At 61.5% G+C, this 16,522-nt stretch carries 16 protein-coding genes; 7 read left to right on the top strand and 9 right to left on the bottom strand.

Annotated elements, in window-relative coordinates; genetic code table 11:
* Window positions 1-10: 10 nt before the first annotated feature.
* The 4 genes from DOM41_RS13595 to DOM41_RS13580 all read right to left on the bottom strand — a co-directional run bounded on the left by DOM41_RS13595 (window position 11) and on the right by DOM41_RS13580 (window position 3,518).
* Entirely contained in the window at window positions 11-571 is a 561-nt protein-coding gene (locus tag DOM41_RS13595; protein ID WP_110687392.1) for a phosphatase PAP2 family protein, read from the bottom strand.
* Window positions 540-1,697 carry a glycosyltransferase family 4 protein gene (locus DOM41_RS13590; RefSeq protein WP_110687391.1) on the bottom strand — a complete coding sequence of 386 codons (1,158 nt, stop codon included), beginning with the start codon at window positions 1,695-1,697 and terminating at the stop codon, window positions 540-542. Before DOM41_RS13590 ends, DOM41_RS13595 begins: the two co-directional genes overlap by 32 nt.
* Before the next feature lie 133 nt (window positions 1,698-1,830).
* A complete protein-coding gene (locus DOM41_RS13585; RefSeq protein ID WP_342588154.1) occupies window positions 1,831-2,568 on the bottom strand; it encodes a murein hydrolase activator EnvC family protein in 738 nt (245 codons plus the stop codon).
* A gap of 74 nt (window positions 2,569-2,642) precedes the next feature.
* The gene (locus DOM41_RS13580) at window positions 2,643-3,518 is read right to left on the bottom strand and encodes an acyltransferase (RefSeq protein WP_110687389.1); all 876 of its coding nucleotides are present in this window, start codon (window positions 3,516-3,518) and stop codon (window positions 2,643-2,645) included.
* Between the two features lie 366 nt (window positions 3,519-3,884).
* Between DOM41_RS13580 and DOM41_RS13575 the strand changes: the two genes are divergently transcribed.
* Complete coding sequence (locus tag DOM41_RS13575) at window positions 3,885-5,234, top strand: MFS transporter (RefSeq protein WP_110687388.1); 1,350 nt, start codon at window positions 3,885-3,887, stop codon at window positions 5,232-5,234.
* A 125-nt stretch (window positions 5,235-5,359) separates the two neighbouring features.
* Here the strand turns inward: DOM41_RS13575 and DOM41_RS13570 are convergent, their stop codons facing one another.
* The 4 genes from DOM41_RS13570 to DOM41_RS13555 all read right to left on the bottom strand — a co-directional run bounded on the left by DOM41_RS13570 (window position 5,360) and on the right by DOM41_RS13555 (window position 8,551).
* Window positions 5,360-5,629 (bottom strand): GrxA family glutaredoxin, encoded by a 270-nt coding sequence (locus DOM41_RS13570; RefSeq protein WP_110687387.1) that lies wholly within the window; start codon window positions 5,627-5,629, stop codon window positions 5,360-5,362.
* 109 nt (window positions 5,630-5,738) lie between these two features.
* Window positions 5,739-6,563: an inositol monophosphatase family protein gene (locus DOM41_RS13565; RefSeq protein WP_110687386.1), complete on the bottom strand. Its 825-nt coding sequence runs from the start codon at window positions 6,561-6,563 to the stop codon at window positions 5,739-5,741.
* Between the two features lie 97 nt (window positions 6,564-6,660).
* Entirely contained in the window at window positions 6,661-7,197 is a 537-nt protein-coding gene (locus DOM41_RS13560; protein ID WP_110687385.1) for a response regulator transcription factor, read from the bottom strand.
* 82 nt (window positions 7,198-7,279) lie between these two features.
* Complete coding sequence (locus DOM41_RS13555) at window positions 7,280-8,551, bottom strand: ATP-binding protein (protein ID WP_110687384.1); 1,272 nt, start codon at window positions 8,549-8,551, stop codon at window positions 7,280-7,282.
* 278 nt (window positions 8,552-8,829) lie between these two features.
* Between DOM41_RS13555 and DOM41_RS13550 the strand changes: the two genes are divergently transcribed.
* The 3 genes from DOM41_RS13550 (at window position 8,830) to DOM41_RS13540 (ending at window position 11,919) form a co-directional block, all read left to right on the top strand.
* Window positions 8,830-10,419, top strand: a complete 1,590-nt coding sequence (locus DOM41_RS13550) for a peptide chain release factor 3 (RefSeq protein ID WP_110687383.1) — start codon at window positions 8,830-8,832, stop codon at window positions 10,417-10,419.
* 159 nt (window positions 10,420-10,578) lie between these two features.
* A complete protein-coding gene (gene mscL / locus DOM41_RS13545; protein WP_110687382.1) occupies window positions 10,579-11,070 on the top strand; it encodes a large-conductance mechanosensitive channel protein MscL in 492 nt (163 codons plus the stop codon).
* 33 nt (window positions 11,071-11,103) lie between these two features.
* On the top strand, window positions 11,104-11,919 hold the full coding sequence (locus tag DOM41_RS13540; RefSeq protein WP_110687381.1) for a TatD family hydrolase: 816 nt from the start codon (window positions 11,104-11,106) through the stop codon (window positions 11,917-11,919).
* 48 nt (window positions 11,920-11,967) lie between these two features.
* Here DOM41_RS13540 and ygfZ read toward each other — a convergent pair whose 3' ends face one another.
* Window positions 11,968-13,008 carry a CAF17-like 4Fe-4S cluster assembly/insertion protein YgfZ gene (gene ygfZ / locus DOM41_RS13535; protein ID WP_110687380.1) on the bottom strand — a complete coding sequence of 347 codons (1,041 nt, stop codon included), beginning with the start codon at window positions 13,006-13,008 and terminating at the stop codon, window positions 11,968-11,970.
* A 180-nt stretch (window positions 13,009-13,188) separates the two neighbouring features.
* Here ygfZ and DOM41_RS13530 point away from each other — a divergent pair, with 180 nt between their 5' ends.
* The 3 genes from DOM41_RS13530 (at window position 13,189) to nei (ending at window position 16,376) form a co-directional block, all read left to right on the top strand.
* Window positions 13,189-13,386: a hypothetical protein gene (locus DOM41_RS13530; protein WP_110687379.1), complete on the top strand. Its 198-nt coding sequence runs from the start codon at window positions 13,189-13,191 to the stop codon at window positions 13,384-13,386.
* A 97-nt stretch (window positions 13,387-13,483) separates the two neighbouring features.
* A complete protein-coding gene (gene uvrB / locus DOM41_RS13525; protein WP_110687644.1) occupies window positions 13,484-15,514 on the top strand; it encodes an excinuclease ABC subunit UvrB in 2,031 nt (676 codons plus the stop codon).
* 40 nt (window positions 15,515-15,554) lie between these two features.
* Window positions 15,555-16,376: an endonuclease VIII gene (gene nei, locus DOM41_RS13520; protein ID WP_110687378.1), complete on the top strand. Its 822-nt coding sequence runs from the start codon at window positions 15,555-15,557 to the stop codon at window positions 16,374-16,376.
* Window positions 16,377-16,522 lie beyond the last annotated feature (146 nt).

Below are 16,522 nucleotides of genomic sequence, written 5' to 3'. Positions count from 1 at the left end.
ATTTAGTGTCTCAAAGCCAGCCAAGGCTGATCGGCAGCAGCAGATGGCTCAGCCAGGCGAGTCCGCCGCCGATCAGGGCGCCGACCAGGACATCGCTCAGATAGTGCAGGCCGAGTACGACCCGCGAGGTGGCGATCAGTAACGCCAGCGGGAAGACGACGGGCAGCAGCGAGGGCGTTGTCGGGGTGATGAGTAGAAGAAACATCACCGCATGCAGGGTATGCCCACTTGGGAAGCTGTAACGATCTACCGGCGGCATGCTGCAGCGTATCGTCGTGAAGGTGATGTAAGGACGCTCACGACAAAGCCGGGTTTTCAGGGTGCGGTAGACGATCGCCGCGACAGCGGCGGTGACACCCCAGTGCGCGGCAATCATCCAGCCTGCACGGCCATGCCAAAGCGGTTGACACAGGCTAAGCAGTACCCAGGCGGGCCAGTCGCCCAGGCGGCTCACCACCTGGAAGAGTTTGAGGGTCGGCGGGTGGCGCGACAGATCCGCGAGCCGGTGGCTCAGCCGGCTCTCGAATCGATCGAGACGCTCAAACGTGTGACGTGGTGTGCGATGCTGCATGCAGTGGTCTCTGAGCCTGAATGAGATGGGCGAGAAAGCGGTCACCGATGTTGGCCCAGCTCAAACTCGCCGCGCGTTCGCGCGCTTGACGACCCAACCGGGCATAGACCGCGGGTTGGCAACTGAGGGTGCGCGCGGCGTCGACAAAGCCCGCGCGATCGCCGGGGGACACCAGGCATCCGTCGATATCGCGGGTGATGAGCTCTTTGGCTGCGGCATGCTCGAACGCCACCACCGCCAGGCCGCTGGCCATCGCCTCGGGCACGACATTGCCAAAGGTCTCCGACAGCGACGGAAACACGAAGATGTCCGCGCTGGCGTAGTGTCGTGCCAGCGCCTCGCCTTTTTGAAATCCGGTAAAAATGGCATCGGGGAGGCGCTGAGCCAGTGTCTTGCGGGCCGGACCGTCTCCCACTAGAACCTGTACCAGCGTGGGGTTGGCCTGCTGCATCGCGCTCATGGCATCGGCAAGCAGCTCGATGTTTTTCTCTGAGGCCAGGCGCCCGGCATAGAGGGCCACCGGCTGATGAGGTCCCACACCCCATTCGCGCCTGAGATCCGCGTCGCGGCGAGAAGGGGTGTAGCGATGGGCATCCACGCCACGGGCGAGCACGGAGACGTTGCGGTAACCCCGCGTTTCCAGAGCCTTTCGTTGCTCATGGGTGGGGACCAGCGTCGCGCCACAACGGTTATGAAAATAACGCAGGCCGCGCTGGGCGATGGGAATGCTCCAGCCCAGTCCGTAGTTGGCGGCGTATTGATCGAAGTTGGTGTGGAAGCCACTGACGATGGGGATCGCCAGCTTGCGCGCCGCGTTGAGCGCTGACCAGCCCAGCGGGCCTTCTGTCGCGATGTAAATCGCATCCGGGCGTTCCTGGCGCCAGAACCTTATCAGCCGGCGGCGACAGGGTACGCCGACGTGTACATCGGCATAAATGGGGAGTGCGATGCCTCTGACGTGGAGATCTCGCTCCATGAGGCTGTCACGCTCCCCACCGGTCGGTTCGGGCCGGATGAGTTGCAGCGTGATGCCCTTGCTGACGAGATGGCTGGCGAGGTGGCTCAAGGTGTGCGCAACACCGTTGACCTCGGGGGACCAGGTTTCACTGACCAGGGCTATACGCATCGCTGCCGCTCCACTTCTCTGTCGCGACGATGACTGACGTTATCGTGCGCCGCCGCGTTGACCCATGCTGGATGTTGCGTTCGTCAAATGACGCTAGTGAGACCCGCAGATGACGATTAGATGACGCCCGCCGCTAGCGTAGCACGCGCGCGGGATCCACGGGTTTGCCGCCATGGCGAAGGTCGAAGAGTAGGTGGTAATTGTTGGCTGCCTGATCCTGGGCGATGTCGCAGAGTGGCGTGCCCGGCTCGACGCTTTCACCTTCCGATACGAGTAGCGTCTGGCAGAACGCGTAGACGCTCTGCATGTTGTCATCGTGGTGCAGTATCACGACCTGGCCTAGCTGACGCATGCTGTTGGCAAAGCGAACGCTACCGCGCTCGGTGGCAATGGCGCGCTCGGGTTGGGTCGTCGAGAGCATCATGGGCTGCAGCGTGCCGTGGCTGTCCCGTCCGAACTGTCGCGCGATCGAATAGCGCGCCAGGGGCCACCGCCAGCCCTTGGCGGACGAAGGTAGCGGACCGGGATCCGGAAGGCTTCGGGAGGCGGCTGGCGTCGACGCGCTGCCGCCACGTCCCCGTGGGACGTCGATCATCTGCCCGATGTTCAGTGAAGCGGGGTTGCCGTTGGCCGCTACCACCTGCTTTGGATCGGCACCGAAATGGCGGGCGATTGAGTACAGCGTATCCCCGCGGCGAACGGCGTAACGATAGGGGCCGCTACCGGGTGCGCGTTCGCGTTGAGAAGGCAACATCAGTCGCTGGCCGACGGCGAGATGACGTGCATCGACCCCGGGATTGAAGCGCTGAAGCCGCAGCAGGGGAATGTTGGCGCGATTGGCGATCTGGCCCAGCGTGTCGCCACGCTGCACGATGATCCAACCGGCGCCGGCCTGAGTATTGCCTCGGCCTCCCCCCCCTGTGGCACACCCACTCAGCAGCAGTATCAGCGCCAGGCAAACGAGGAGAGCGCTTCGTCTTTTTCCTGCCAGAGTGCATTCAACCATGAATAGAAACGTTCCTTGTATTGGACATCGTCGTAGCTGCCTTCTCGCATCCATGCGGGCTCCTCTAACCGCCGGACGATCACGGCGATATCCGATTCCCGCCCGCAGAGGAAATCCCAGAAGTTGGGTGAACGGCGGCGGTAGTGAAGCGTGACGTCGAGAATGCCGTCGAGCCGTTCGCCCAGCAAGCTGATTACCTGGGCCACACCGCCCGCTTTGGGTCGTAGTAGATGCTCGAAAGGGCTCGACTGCGCTTGGCGCTTGGTCGGCGTGAAGCGTGTTCCCTCGACGAAGTTGTAGATCGTCATCGGCATCTCTCTGGCCCGTTCGCACATGCGCTCGGTCGCCTGGCGGTCTCTGGCCGCGAGGCGAGGACGGCGCGCCAGTGTCTGGCGGTCGTACCGTCGCATGAAGGGAAACTCCAGCGCCCACCAGGCGAGGCCGATAATGGGTACGAAGATCAGTTCGCGCTTGAGAAAGAACTTTGGCATCGGCACGCGTCCGGTGAGCGTATAAAGCATGACGATGATGTCAGTCCAGCTCCGGTGATTGGCGATCACCAGATACCAATGGGCGGGCGAGAGGCCTTCGGGTAGCTCCTGTTGGACACGGGGGCGGAGCCAATGGCGTATCCACCAGTTGTTGGTGCGTATCCAGCCCAGTGCGAGGCGATGCAGGCCGGCGAGTAAGCGCCGCCGTGCACGACGAGTCGGCGTGACGAGTTTGACTGCCGTGAGTACGAGGAGCGGGACGCCCCAGAACAGCGTATTGAGCACCAAAAGGCTAATGCTCAGGACGCCTTTGAAGCTCGACATGCCATTCTCCCTCAAGAACGTGAGGCGATGTTACTGGAATGCCCAAAGCCTGCCCAGCACCGGTCGCATCGCGCGTACCGCTGGTGGTTGATGACGAAGGCTACCGACGAAAATCTGATCAATCTAACCACTTTGCCGGAGGGGCGGGAATTCACCGCTTTCAGTCACGGGAAATGCACAGCGTTATCCACAGATCGTGTGAATAATTCATGGCGGGTGGTCAAAAGCGACATTGCTGGGTCGGAAAACGACGAGGAGGTTGGTAGAATGCCGGCCCCTTTTTGCTGGTCGGCACCCTGAAGTCAGCGTTTCCTGCTCGTTGGCCACCGATTCGGCGTGGTTATGCTCACATTTTCTGGAGGTTCCTTGCGCGCTCTACCGGCCACGCTCCCCATTCTTTTTCTCTGTGAAATCAGTTTTCTACTGGGACACGGCCTGATCATGACACTGCTGGGCGTGAGGATGTCGCTCGAAGACTTCCCGTCACAGATGGCCGGTCTGCTGATGTCCTGTTTCTCGCTCGGTTTCGTGGCGGGAAGCTATTGGCTGGAAAAGCGCATCCGCAGCGTCGGCCATATCCGGGTGTTTTCGGCGTGCGCGGCGCTTTTGGCCGTCACAGCGATTCTGCATGGACTCTGGATCAATCCCTGGGCCTGGCTGGTCTGGCGGCTGTTTGGCGGCGCTGCCACCGCAGGACTACTGATGGTGATGGAGTCGTGGGTTTCTGGAGAGTCGACCAACGAGAATCGAGGGCGCGTGCTGGGCTGGTATCTGGTCATTTCCACGCTGTCGCTGGCCGGTGGACAGTGGATGCTCAACGCGGCCGACCCCGCGACCTTCGTGCTGTTCTCTGTCGCAGGCATTCTCTTCGCGCTGTCGCTGGTGCCACTCTCCATTCATCGAATTCACGGACCCGCGCGTTCGAGCCATGACGTTTCGACCAAGATCGCGTTGAAGACGCTGTTCGCTCGGGCGCCCGTGGGGCTGGTGGGGGCGTTCGTCAGCGGCATGATGGTTCAGGCGTTTTTCGCGATGACGCCCTACTACGGTCAGGAGATCGGACTCACGACCAGTCAGACCGCGCAGTTCATGTCGATTACCACGCTGGTGGCACTCATTGCCCAGTGGACGTTGGGACGGGTATCGGACCGTTTCGACCGCCGCAAGGTGATCCTCTGCATGACCATCGTGATGTCGATTTCGGGGTTGCTGATTACCGTGGCGGCGCGGTCGAGCTTCTGGTTGCTGATTTTCGTGGCGAGCTTCCATACCGCGATGCTGCACACCCTCTACTCACTGAGCCTTGCCCATACCCATGATCGGCTGGAGCCGAGTGAGACGATTCAGGCCAACGCCAAGATCCTCATGTGCTATGGCGTCGGGTCGGTGCTGGGGCCGTTCAGCGCCTCGTTGCTGATGGAGCGCTTTGGCCCGGATGGCCTCTGGTTCTTTCTGGGCGCCGCGGCCGCCGGGCTCGCTGTTTTCATCCTGTTTCGCCTGCTGCGACGGGATCCGGCTAAGGCTCTGGCCGAGCAGGAGCCCTACACGCCGATGGTGCCCCTGGTCGAGTCGACGCACTACATCAATGAGCTCGACCCACACTATGGCCCGATTCAGTATGAACTTGCCTTTGGTGCCAGCGTCGAGCCCGAGTCGCCTGAGGCGCCACCGCAGGAAGCGCGCGACGGCTATGGGGTGTCACCGACCGCTGCCTGAAGCTTGTGGAGGCGGTCAGCGAGGTCACAGGACACCCGTCGTGAGCATCTGGTGTCCTGAGAACACAAAAAAAGCCGACACGAGGTCGGCTTTTTTGTGTTCTGGCGCCGGGCGGGGCGGCGTCCTCAGGCGTTTTCGGGCATCAGCGCCTGGTTCTGCACGTAGGCTTCGAACTCGGTGAAGCCGCCGATATGGGTCTGATCGACAAAGATCTGAGGCACGGTGTCCACCGGCTGACCAATGGTCTTCTCCATGTCGGCCTTGGTGATGCCTTCTTCGTGAATGTCGATATAACGGAAGTCGAAATCATCCCGCGCTTCTTTGAGCTTTTCGGAGAGTTCCTTGGCGCGCACGCAGAACGGGCAGCCGGGACGGCCGAAAATGACGGTCAACATGGAGGATTTTCCTTCATCGTGAATGGGCTGAGAGTCAGATGGGGGATATTCTTTCGTATTCCACCCGTCGTCACCAATAGAGTCTGGCTACGTTAATCATTACGCCGGCCTATTCTTCCTCCAGCCGACCGCCGGCATCGGCGTGGCGAAGCAGCTCGTATAGCGGATTGAAGATCGCGGGAGCGGTGACGAGCAGATTTTCGCCGTAAAGGTCTGCGGGCAGATTCTCGGGGCACTCGTAGAGGTGGCCCGTGTGCGCACCGGCTTCCCGCGCGATCAGCAGTCCGGCGGCGAAATCCCACGGCGATACACTTTCGTAGTACCCGTCCAGCAGGCCGCTGGCTACATGGCAGAGATCAAGCGCCGCGGCGCCGTTGCGGCGAATGTCCCGGCAGGCGTGGACCACATGATTAAGGCGGCGTATTAGCGGGGCGCGGCGATCCCTGGCGTAGGGGAAACCCGTCGCGATCAGGCTGCGTTCCAGTGTCTTGGCCTTGCTGCAGACGATGGCCTGGCCATTGAGCGTGGCACCGTCTCCCCGTATCGCCGCGAACGTCTGCCCCAGGAACGGCGCGTGCACCACGCCAAGCTGTAGTTCGCCGTCGACGGCGAGGGCGATCGAGACTGCCACATGAACGTGACCGTAGGCGAAGTTCACCGTGCCGTCGATCGGGTCGACGACCCAAAGTGGCCCCCCCTGCTCAAGCTGGCTTCGATCGGGTGAAAGCTCTTCGGTGAGTCGGGCCTCTTCGGGGAAAGCGGCCTCGAGCTGCTCGGCGATAAAGCGATCGACGGCGACGTCCACTTCGGTCACCAGTTCATCGTCTCCCTTGTACTCGTGGGAGAAATTTTGCTGGCGGCGGGCGTCGGCGATCTGCTCGCCGGCTTTCTGGGCGATTTGGATGGCAATGTCGAGTCGCTGCTGATGATCCACGTCGATCTCCTGTCGGCTACCTGCACCCCCGGCGGGGATGCATCGTTGAGACGCTCGAGCGAACGTCGGTCGTCACGTTGATGGCTACGCGCCCCGTTTAGCGCCTGACCGGATGCTTCTGCAGTTTGCGCTGCAACGTCCGGCGGTGCATCCCGAGCGCACGGGCCGTCGCTGAGATATTGCCGTCGTGCTCGTGCAGGACCTTCTGGATATGCTCCCAGGTCACGCGATTGACCGACGGGGGATTGTCGGAGATCTCGACCTCCGTGTCGCCGCTTCCCCGTTCCAGCGAAAGCAGGATTTCATCAGCATCCGCAGGCTTGCAGAGGTAGTTGACGGCGCCGAGCTTGATCGCCTCGACAGCCGTGGCGATGCTCGAGTAGCCGGTCAACACCACGACTCGGCAATCCGGTGCGATTTCGAGCAGATCAGGCAGCAGCTTGAGCCCGGAATCGGACTCGAGTTTTAGATCGAGCGTTGCCAGGCTCGGCGGCATTCGCTTGGCTTCTGCGAGTGCCTGCGCCTGAGTATGCGCCACCACGACGTCATACCCGCGGCGACGCATCGCGCGCTCCATCACGAAGCAGAGTTGCTCGTCGTCATCGACGATCAGCAGGCGTTCGCCGTCACTCATTTCACTGTCTCCTGGATCTACGAATCTTCAAGTCGTGCACTGACTAGCTGGCGCAGGGCCATGGTCTCGGTCGAACAGCGCGTTAGGGCGCCTCGCCCGACGCCACCCGCGGCAGTTTGACTTCGGTAAGGGTGCCGCCTTCCTCATGATTGTAAAGACTGACACCCCCACCGAAGCGGTTGATTGTCGCGTGGGTCAGGAACAGTCCTATGCCCATGCCTTTACTCTTGGTCGAGATGAATGTGTCGCCGAGTTGATCGGCGATCGACATGGGGACGCCCGGCCCCTGATCGCGAATGTCGATGATCACTTCCTCCGCGTTCCAGTCGAGGCTGGAGACGACGGTATGGGGGCTGGCATCGGCGGCATTATTGAGCAGATTGATCAACGCCTGCTCCAGCGTCGCGTCGATGGCGAGAAAGGGCTGTCCGCGCTTCCCGCGCACCTCCAGCTGATGATTGACGTCCGGGCGCAGCACCAGCCAGCGCTGGATCAGGGCCTTGAGCCAGACATCGGCGCGTAGTGTCTCGGGTTTTTCCAGACGCCGCCGATCGGCGCTGGCAACGAGGGCCTGCAGCCGCTGCTTGCAGGTGTCGACCTGCTGGCGGAGCAGGTCGATGTCTTCTCGCAGCGCGGGCTGATCCTTGGCCTCGTGACGCATCTCCTTGAGCAGAACCGCCATCGTCGATAGCGGAGAGCCGAGTTCGTGAGCGGTACCTGCCGCCTGGGTCGCCACGGCGAGGATCTGTTCGTTGCGCAGTGCCGCTTCACGGGTGCGCGACAGTGTCATGTCCCGCCGGCGCAGGGTATGCGCCATCTTGAAGATGAAGTAGGTCAGCAGACCGCCCGACAGAATGAAATTGAGCCACATGCCGAGGGTGTGTAACTGAATGTCTGAAAAAAGCGTCCGGTTGACCAGCTGCGGCACCGGCTCGAAGAAAAGCATCATGAAGGTATAGCTGGCCGTCGCCGCGAAGGCGATGATCCAGGCGTAGGACCAGGGCAGCGTTGAAGCCGCAATGGCGAGCGGCACCAGCAGATAGGTAATGAAAGGGTTGGTCGAGCCGCCCGTGTAATAGAAAAGCAGGCTGAGTCCGGCGATATCGATAAGCCAGTGCAGTAGATACTCGGTATCAGTGACGGCTCGGGGACGGCCCAGGCGCCACCATGTGGCCACGTTGAAAAGCCCCATGGCAATAATGACGCTGATGATGGGCAGCACATGAAGCTGGAAGTCCAGAATCTCGATGCCGAAGATGATGGCGGCGAGGAATCCCGTCCAGGTAATGCCGCGAACGATCGTTAGCCGAACCAGATTGCGATTCGGGGTCGAGAGCGGTAGCGGCTGTAGCATGGTCACTCCGGAGCGGTCAGTTGGATTCATGGTAACGCAGCCGACGGTATGGCGTGAGCCTCTGATGGCCCGCGTTCGCGCCGTGCGGTGTGCCCGATTGTCGCAGACGGGAGCGGCGGTGAGCCGAATGCCCGCGGGCCAGGCACCGGTCACCCAGCTGCGCGGGCAGCGCTACAACTCTTCGGGGATGGCGCGTACAATTCCGCCATCCCAGACACTTCAGGCAACCGGGTCCCTTGTGACTGTCGCTGCCTCCCCTCGGTCAGTGAACTCTATCCATGTCAGACACTCAGATCGCCCAGGCCGCGTCGATCCGGCGCACCTTCGCCATTATCAGCCACCCCGATGCCGGTAAGACCACCATCACCGAGAAGATGCTGCTCTTCGGCAATGCCATCCAGCTGGCCGGTTCGGTCAAGAGTAAGCGGGATGACCGCCACACGACCTCGGACTGGATGAAGATGGAGCAGGAGCGAGGCATCTCCGTGACGACCTCGGTGATGCAGTTCCCCTACAAGGATCGGATCGTCAATCTGCTGGATACGCCGGGCCACGAAGACTTCTCCGAGGATACCTACCGAACTCTGACCGCGGTCGACTCGGCGCTGATGGTGATCGACGCTGCCAAGGGCGTCGAGGATCGAACTATCAAGCTGATGGAAGTGTGTCGGCTCCGCACGACGCCGATCCTCACTTTCATCAACAAGATGGATCGTGAGACGCGCGATCCGATCGAAGTGATGGACGAGATCGAAACGGTGCTCAACATCCAGTGTGCGCCGATGACGTGGCCGATCGGGATGGGCAAGGAGTTCAAGGGGGTCTATCACCTCTACAACGACGTGGTGCACCTCTACAGCCACGGTCAGGGCAACCGGGTCCCGGACGACAACCGCATCGATGGGTTGGATAATCCGGAGGTCGACCGGATGCTCGGTGACTATGCGGCCGATGCGCTCAGAACCGAGGTGGAACTCGTTCGCGGCGCGTCTCATGAATTCGACCTCGAGGCTTACCGCCGCGGTGAGCTTAGCCCCGTCTACTTCGGTACGGCCATGGGCAATTTTGGTGTGCGCGAAATGCTTGACGGTTTCGTCGAGTGCGCGCCCGCGCCCCAGCCGCGTGAGACCGACAGCCGAGAGGTCGTCTCCGACGACGGCCGCTTCTCCGGCTTCGTCTTCAAAATTCAGGCCAACATGGATCCCAAGCACCGTGACCGCGTGGCGTTTCTGCGTATCTGCTCCGGCAAGTACGAGCGCAACATGAAAATGCGCCACGTACGCACCGGAAAGGACGTCAAGATCGCCGACGCGCTCACGTTCATGGCATCCGACCGTGCCCATGTCGAGGAGGCCTGGCCGGGCGACATCATCGGCCTGCATAACCACGGCACCATCCAGATCGGCGACAGCTTCACCGCGGGAGAGGACATGCGCTTTCTGGGCATCCCGCACTTCGCGCCGGAACTGTTCCGCCGTGTTCGCCTGCGCGATCCGCTGAAGATGAAAGCGCTGCAGAAGGGGCTTCAGCAGCTTTCCGAGGAGGGCGCGACACAAGTCTTCATGCCGCTGGATAACAACGACCTGATCGTTGGGGCGGTGGGAACGCTGCAGTTCGACGTCGTCGCTCACCGCCTGAAGGAAGAGTACAAGGTCGACTGTATCTATGAGCCGGTGAACGTGAACACCGCGCGATGGATATTCTGTGACGATGCCAAGAAACTCGACGAGTTCAAGCGCAAGGCGAGCCAGAATCTGGCCTATGACGGCGGCGACTACCTAACGTATCTGGCCCCGACCCGGGTTAATCTCCAGATGACCCAGGAGCGCTGGCCAGACGTTGTCTTCCGCGCGACTCGCGAGCACTGAACGACTAGGCCCTTCCCTCCGGGCTGCCTTGTCGCATTCGACAAAGTGGCCCATGCTCCAGGACGCCAGCGTCGAGTCGGCGCTGGCGTCCGCGATTTGAGTGCTCATGCCCGTCGCGAAAGGCCCATGCCCGCGTATCGTCGATGAGGAGAGTCGCTGATGGCTTCGAAATTCCTGAAAGAGTTCCGCGAGTTCGCGGTCAAAGGCAACGTCGTCGACATGGCGGTGGGTATCATCATCGGCGGGGCATTCACCTTGATCGTGCAAAGTCTGGTCAAGAGCGTGATGAACCCGGTGTTGGGACTACTGATCGGCGGCGTCGATTTCGCCGACTTTTTCCTCATCCTCAAGGAGGGCGCTACTCCCGGCCCTTACGCGTCGCTGGCGGCCGCTCAGCAGGCCGGTGCAGTGACGCTCGACTACGGTCTCTTTCTCAATGCGGTCATCAGTTTCGTGATCGTCGCCTTGTCGGTCTTCCTGCTTGTGCGCACCATCAACCGACTCAAGCGTGAAGAAGCGGTCGCTCCCAAGGCGGCGACCGACAAGGCCTGCCCGCACTGTTTCATGACCATTCCCATCAAGGCCAGCAAGTGCGGTCACTGCACGGCTGATCTCGACGTCGCAGATCGGGTGCCCGACAAGGCCGTATAGTCTCGCCCAGGGACTGCGTATCCGATAACCACCATGTTTGACGCCCACTGCCACCTCGACTTCCCCGACTTTGACGCCGACCGCAGGGCGATGCTCCAGCGCGCGCTCGAGGCCGGCGTGCGCCGTTTCATGGTGCCCGGTACCACGCGTGCCCGCTGGCCGGGGGTCATGTCGCTGGCCGAGCGTGAAGACATCGTCGTCTCGCTAGGGCTCCACCCTTACTTCATCTATGAACATCGAACGCAGGCACCTCGAGCCGGTGCGAGCGGGGCGGGGTGCGGCGATGCCGATGAAAGCGCTCTCGACGATCTACAAGCGCTCGAGCGCGCCCTGTCTCAGGGGGCGAGAGTCGTCGGTATCGGGGAGTGCGGTATCGATGCCCGCTTTGAGGCCACACTCTCTCGGCAGTGGGAGGTCTTCGAGGCCCAACTGCAGCTTGCCAAGCATTTTCGGCTACCCGTTGTCGTGCACTGCGTCCACGCCGAGGATGCCGTGGCCAAGCGATTGAGACAGCTGGCGCTGCCGGCTGGCGGCTTGATTCACGCCTTTGGTGGCAGCCCGCAGCAGGCCCAGCGTTTCGTCGATCTGGGCTATACCCTGGGGATCGGGGGCAGTGTCACCTACTCGCGGGCGCGACGCCTTCATCGAAGCGTGGCGTCATTGCCCGATGATGCCTTCGTACTGGAAACCGACAGTCCCGACATGCCGCTCTGCGGCCATCAGGGACGCCGTAACGAGCCCTATCACCTCGGCACTATTTGTGAGCATATCGCTCTACTACGCGATCAGAGCCGCGAGGAGGTGGCCGCGGCCACGACACAGAACGCCTGTCGACTCTTCGGTCTCTAGCCGGCCAGGCGTCAGTGGCCTTGGTGATGCCAAAAGGGGAGCCTCCGCTCAGGCGTCGACCAGGGTCTCAGGGTCAAGCCTCTCGAGCGGGTAGGGCAGGGGCTCGATGGTCAGCGCTCGCCCCTCGAGAGAGAGCGGCTCCGCCTCTTTGCCGGTGTTGAGAATCACCAGAGCGTGGCATGCGTCGCCGGTAGTCTTCACGATCGCTTGAAACAGCTCGCCCACGCGCTTGCCATCGGCGTCTCGAATCTCGGTACCCGGCAACGGTGGCGTCGCCTCGCAAAGCGTGGCGATCTGCAGGCGGCGCTTCACCTGGCCACGAAAGTGCGCCCGCGCCACGATTTCCTGACCGGTGTAGCAGCCCTTGCGAAAGCTGACGCCGCCCAGCGCTTCCCAATTGAGCATTTGCGGCAGGTAGCTATCGAGACGCGCCGCGTCCAGCCAGGCAAGACCTGCGTCGATATCTTCTCGCTTCCAGAGGCGGTTGCCGGCCACGGGTAGGTCGACCGCCAGGCGGTTCCACTGCTCGATGGCACTCGCTTCATCGAGTGCAAGGAGCCATCGGGGGCGCGGCCCGGGCTGGCGTAGCGCCAGTGCCGTCTTGTTCTGGCTCATCTGCCAGGCGTTTGTCGGCAGGTCGGGAAGCTCGGTCTGGGACATCGACATCGGCTCGCCTACCAGGCCGATAAGCACGATGTCATCGCGCCGCGTGAGGGTCGTCTTGTAGAAAGGGGCAAACTTGTTCAGCTGTTGTGACAGCGGTTCGGCCAGGGATGTGGCCAGTAGTAGCCAGTAGCGATTCTCGGCGACCTTGAGCACTTCGGCATTGGCCAGCATTCGCCCTTTCGGCGTCGAGAATGCCGTAAGGGGGGCGAAACGTCCATCAGCGTGCTCGACGTTGGCACTCATCTGTCCCTGCAAAAAGCGGGCGGCATCTGCCCCTTCACACTCGAGGATTGTGAGGTGGCTAAGGGGAGAGAGCCAGGCAGTCGTCGCTGGCTCGAGATCCTCGTCCGTCGGGAAGCGCCAGTCGTGGCCATTTTCCAGGACACCCTGCTGTGCCTTGAGATGCGCCATCCAGTCGTTCATTCGGCTGTCTCCCGTCAAGTGTTGAGTCGTTGCGGCTCGTTGATCCACCAGATGGTGGCGAAAGCCGCGCATTGCAACAGCCGGCGTCTCTCCGGGCAGGCCAGAGCCGGCGTGCTATTCTGGTGAGTCGTTTTCAATCCGGCGAGCCCATCGCTCGTCGCTATTTCAAGTGAGACCAGCATGTCACAGATCAATCTCGCCCTAGAGGGGCTCTCTACACCTGAGGATCTCAACCGGGTGACCACCGCGTTGATGATGGTTGACGGCGTTGAGACCGTCGATATCGGCCGTGATTGGGCGGAAGTGGACGGCAACGCGAGTCGTGCTGCGCTCATCGAAGCCGTGGCTGCGCTCAACGGCGGCTACGCCGCACGCTGATGAGGGTGACGGTCGGAGGCGGTCAACGGCCTCCGATCCTTCGGTTTTTTCTTTCGGCGTTCTTGAAGACCAACGGTTTGGACCCTAACTAATGAGCATGGAAAAACCTTTCAAGATTCAGTCGAACTATCAGCCCGCCGGCGATCAGCCCGCCGCCATCGAGGGGTTGATCAAAGGCCTGAGTGCCGGCCTATCGCACCAGACGTTGCTCGGCGTCACCGGCTCGGGCAAGACCTTCACCATGGCCAACGTGGTTGAGCGGCTGCAGCGTCCGACCATCGTGCTGGCGCCCAACAAGACACTGGCGGCCCAGCTCTACGGAGAATTCAAGAGTTTCTTCCCTGATAACGCCGTCGAGTACTTCGTCTCTTACTACGACTACTACCAGCCCGAAGCCTATGTGCCGTCCTCGGATACCTTCATCGAGAAGGATGCGTCGATCAACGACCACATCGAGCAGATGCGGTTGTCGGCGACCAAGGCACTGCTGGAGCGGCGCGATGCCCTGATCGTGGTGTCCGTGTCGGCGATTTACGGTCTTGGCGATCCGCAGCAGTACATGAAGATGCGACTGCACTTCAATCGCGGTGAGCAGATCGATCAGCGCAGCTTTCTTCGCCGCCTGGCGGAGCTCCAGTACACGCGCAATGACGCCGATTTCCGCCGCGGTACGTATCGTGTGCGAGGCGATGTCATCGACATCTTTCCGGCGGATGCAGAAGACGAGGGGGTTCGCGTCGAGCTCTTCGGCGACGAAATCGACTCGATTCGTCTCTTCGACCCGCTGACCGGGGAGGTGCGTGGCAAGGTACCGCGCATGACCATCTACCCCAAGACGCACTACGTCACGCCCCGCGATACGATTCTCGGCGCCATCGATTCGATCAAGCAGGAGCTGGCGGACCGCCTCGAGTATCTGCGCAACCATGAGCGTCTGGTGGAAGCACAGCGGCTCGAGCAGCGCACGCTTTACGACATCGAGATGATGCTGGAGCTCGGCTACTGCAATGGGATCGAGAACTACTCACGCTACCTTTCCGGGCGCGATCCCGGGCAAGCGCCGCCGACCTTCTTCGACTATCTGCCGGACGACGCGCTGCTGTTCATCGACGAGTCCCACGTCAGCGTTTCTCAGGTTGGTGGCATGTACAAGGGCGATCGCTCACGCAAGGAAACGCTGGTCGAATACGGTTTCCGGTTGCCCTCGGCGCTGGACAACCGGCCGATGAAGTTCGAGGAGTGGGAAGGCATCATCCCCCAGACGGTGTTCGTTTCTGCGACACCGGGCAACTACGAGGCCGATCATGCCGGACAGGTGGTCGAGCAGGTGGTCCGCCCGACGGGGCTGGTCGATCCGGAAATCGAGGTGCGACCCGCGTCCACGCAGGTCGACGACCTCCTTTCGGAAATTCGTCTTCGCGTCGAGGTTGGGGAGCGGGTCCTGGTCACCACCCTGACCAAGCGGATGGCAGAAGACCTGACCGAATATCTCGACGAGCACGACGTACGGGTCCGTTATCTGCACTCGGACATCGATACCGTCGAACGCGTCGAAATCCTTCGCGATCTGCGTCTGGGCAAGTTCGACGTGCTCGTTGGCATCAACCTGCTTCGTGAGGGCCTGGATATTCCCGAGGTATCGCTGGTGGCAATTCTCGATGCCGACAAGGAAGGGTTCCTGCGTGCCGAGCGCTCGCTGATCCAGACCATCGGCCGAGCGGCGCGAAACGCTCACGGCAAGGCAATTCTCTACGGCGACCGGATCACCGATTCGATGCGGCGCGCCATGGACGAGACCGAGAGACGGCGCACCAAGCAGATTGCCCACAACGAAGCGCACGGAATCACGCCTCAGACGGTGACCAAGTCGGTGGCCGACATCATGGAAGGGGCGCAGGCGCCGGGGCGCAAGGGCGGTCGCAAGCGAACCGAGCAGCTAGTGGGCGAGGCCGCGGGTGAATATACCGCGGAGGCGCTGCGAGAGATGAACACCACGCAACTCTCCAAGGAGATCGGCAAGCTCGAGGACAAGATGCACGAGGCGGCACAGAACCTAGAGTTCGAACGCGCGGCCAAGCTGCGTGACCAGACGCAAACGCTCAAGGCGCGCCTGCTCGAACTCGGCTGAATTCGGTTGTTCTTTCCGCTGGCTGACTCAAGGAGAGGGAATGCCCGAAGGTCCGGAAATACGTAGAGTCGCCGATCGACTCGGTAAGGTGCTGGTCGATGCTCCCTTGAGGCAGGTCTGGTTTGCCTACCCGGCACTTGAAGCTTACGCCAAGACGCTTTCCGAGAGCCGGGTGATCGCAGTGGACAGCTGGGGGAAGGCATTACTGATCACGTTCGATTGCGGCCGTGTTCTGTACTCCCACAATCAGCTCTACGGCGTGTGGCGAATTCATCGGGCAGGGCAGTCGCCCCGAACGCGTCGGGTACTGCGCGCACAGCTCGAAACCAGTACTCATGTCGCGAGCCTCTACAGTGCATCGGACATCTCGCTATGGCGTCGCGAGACGCTCCCTCAACAGCCGTTTCTTGCTCGCTTGGGGCCGGATCTTCTCACCCATGACGTCACAGTCACGCAGATTGTCGAGCGCCTGGATACGTCGACATTCCGCCGCCGGGGACTGGGTGGACTGCTACTCGACCAGCATTTCTACGCCGGTATCGGTAACTACCTGCGCTCGGAAATTCTTTTCTATGCGGGAGTGGCGCCAAGAAAGCGGGCGAGTGATCTCAGCCAGGTTCAACGCTGGCGGCTGGCGGAGGAGATACTGGACATCACTCACCAGGCCTACCGCGAGGCGGGGGTGACCAACCGGCCCGTCTGGCGAGAAGTCCTCCAACGCGCCGGTGCGCCGCGAGCGCGTTGGCGACATGCCGTGTTCAATCGAGCAGGGCTTGCCTGCCATGCCTGTGGCAGCGTGATCATCAAAGAAACGATCGCCTCGCGTCGACTGTACCGCTGTCCGCGCTGCCAACCCGATTAAGCAGATTCCGGGGTGATTTAATCGATAAACTTTATACCGTTATCTTTTTTCCACTGAATTTGATCCGAATAAGAAACTCGGTATTCAATGCCGTAAAATATGAACGCTGACGTTTCCGGCTCGCAGAAAGTGACAATATGAGCCGT

The organism is Salinicola aestuarinus (assembly GCF_003206645.1).
GTDB lineage: Bacteria > Pseudomonadota > Gammaproteobacteria > Pseudomonadales > Halomonadaceae > Salinicola > Salinicola aestuarinus.
The sequence above is the reverse complement of the archived record's forward strand: the minus strand, read 5'-3'. Positions and strand labels throughout refer to the sequence as shown.

Excerpts from the sequence above, each read along its gene's own strand:
- DOM41_RS13595 (WP_110687392.1), bottom strand. The coding sequence starts at position 571 with ATGCAGCATCGCACACCACGTCACACGTTTGAGCGTCTCGATCGATTC.
- DOM41_RS13590 (WP_110687391.1), bottom strand. The coding sequence starts at position 1,697 with ATGCGTATAGCCCTGGTCAGTGAAACCTGGTCCCCCGAGGTCAACGGT.
- DOM41_RS13580 (WP_110687389.1), bottom strand. The coding sequence starts at position 3,518 with ATGTCGAGCTTCAAAGGCGTCCTGAGCATTAGCCTTTTGGTGCTCAAT.
- DOM41_RS13570 (WP_110687387.1), bottom strand. The coding sequence starts at position 5,629 with ATGTTGACCGTCATTTTCGGCCGTCCCGGCTGCCCGTTCTGCGTGCGC.
- DOM41_RS13560 (WP_110687385.1), bottom strand. The coding sequence starts at position 7,197 with ATGAGTGACGGCGAACGCCTGCTGATCGTCGATGACGACGAGCAACTC.
- DOM41_RS13555 (WP_110687384.1), bottom strand. The coding sequence starts at position 8,551 with ATGCTACAGCCGCTACCGCTCTCGACCCCGAATCGCAATCTGGTTCGG.
- DOM41_RS13550 (WP_110687383.1), top strand. The coding sequence starts at position 8,830 with ATGTCAGACACTCAGATCGCCCAGGCCGCGTCGATCCGGCGCACCTTC.
- mscL (WP_110687382.1), top strand. The coding sequence starts at position 10,579 with ATGGCTTCGAAATTCCTGAAAGAGTTCCGCGAGTTCGCGGTCAAAGGC.
- DOM41_RS13540 (WP_110687381.1), top strand. The coding sequence starts at position 11,104 with ATGTTTGACGCCCACTGCCACCTCGACTTCCCCGACTTTGACGCCGAC.
- ygfZ (WP_110687380.1), bottom strand. The coding sequence starts at position 13,008 with ATGAACGACTGGATGGCGCATCTCAAGGCACAGCAGGGTGTCCTGGAA.
- DOM41_RS13530 (WP_110687379.1), top strand. The coding sequence starts at position 13,189 with ATGTCACAGATCAATCTCGCCCTAGAGGGGCTCTCTACACCTGAGGAT.
- uvrB (WP_110687644.1), top strand. The coding sequence starts at position 13,484 with ATGGAAAAACCTTTCAAGATTCAGTCGAACTATCAGCCCGCCGGCGAT.
- nei (WP_110687378.1), top strand. The coding sequence starts at position 15,555 with ATGCCCGAAGGTCCGGAAATACGTAGAGTCGCCGATCGACTCGGTAAG.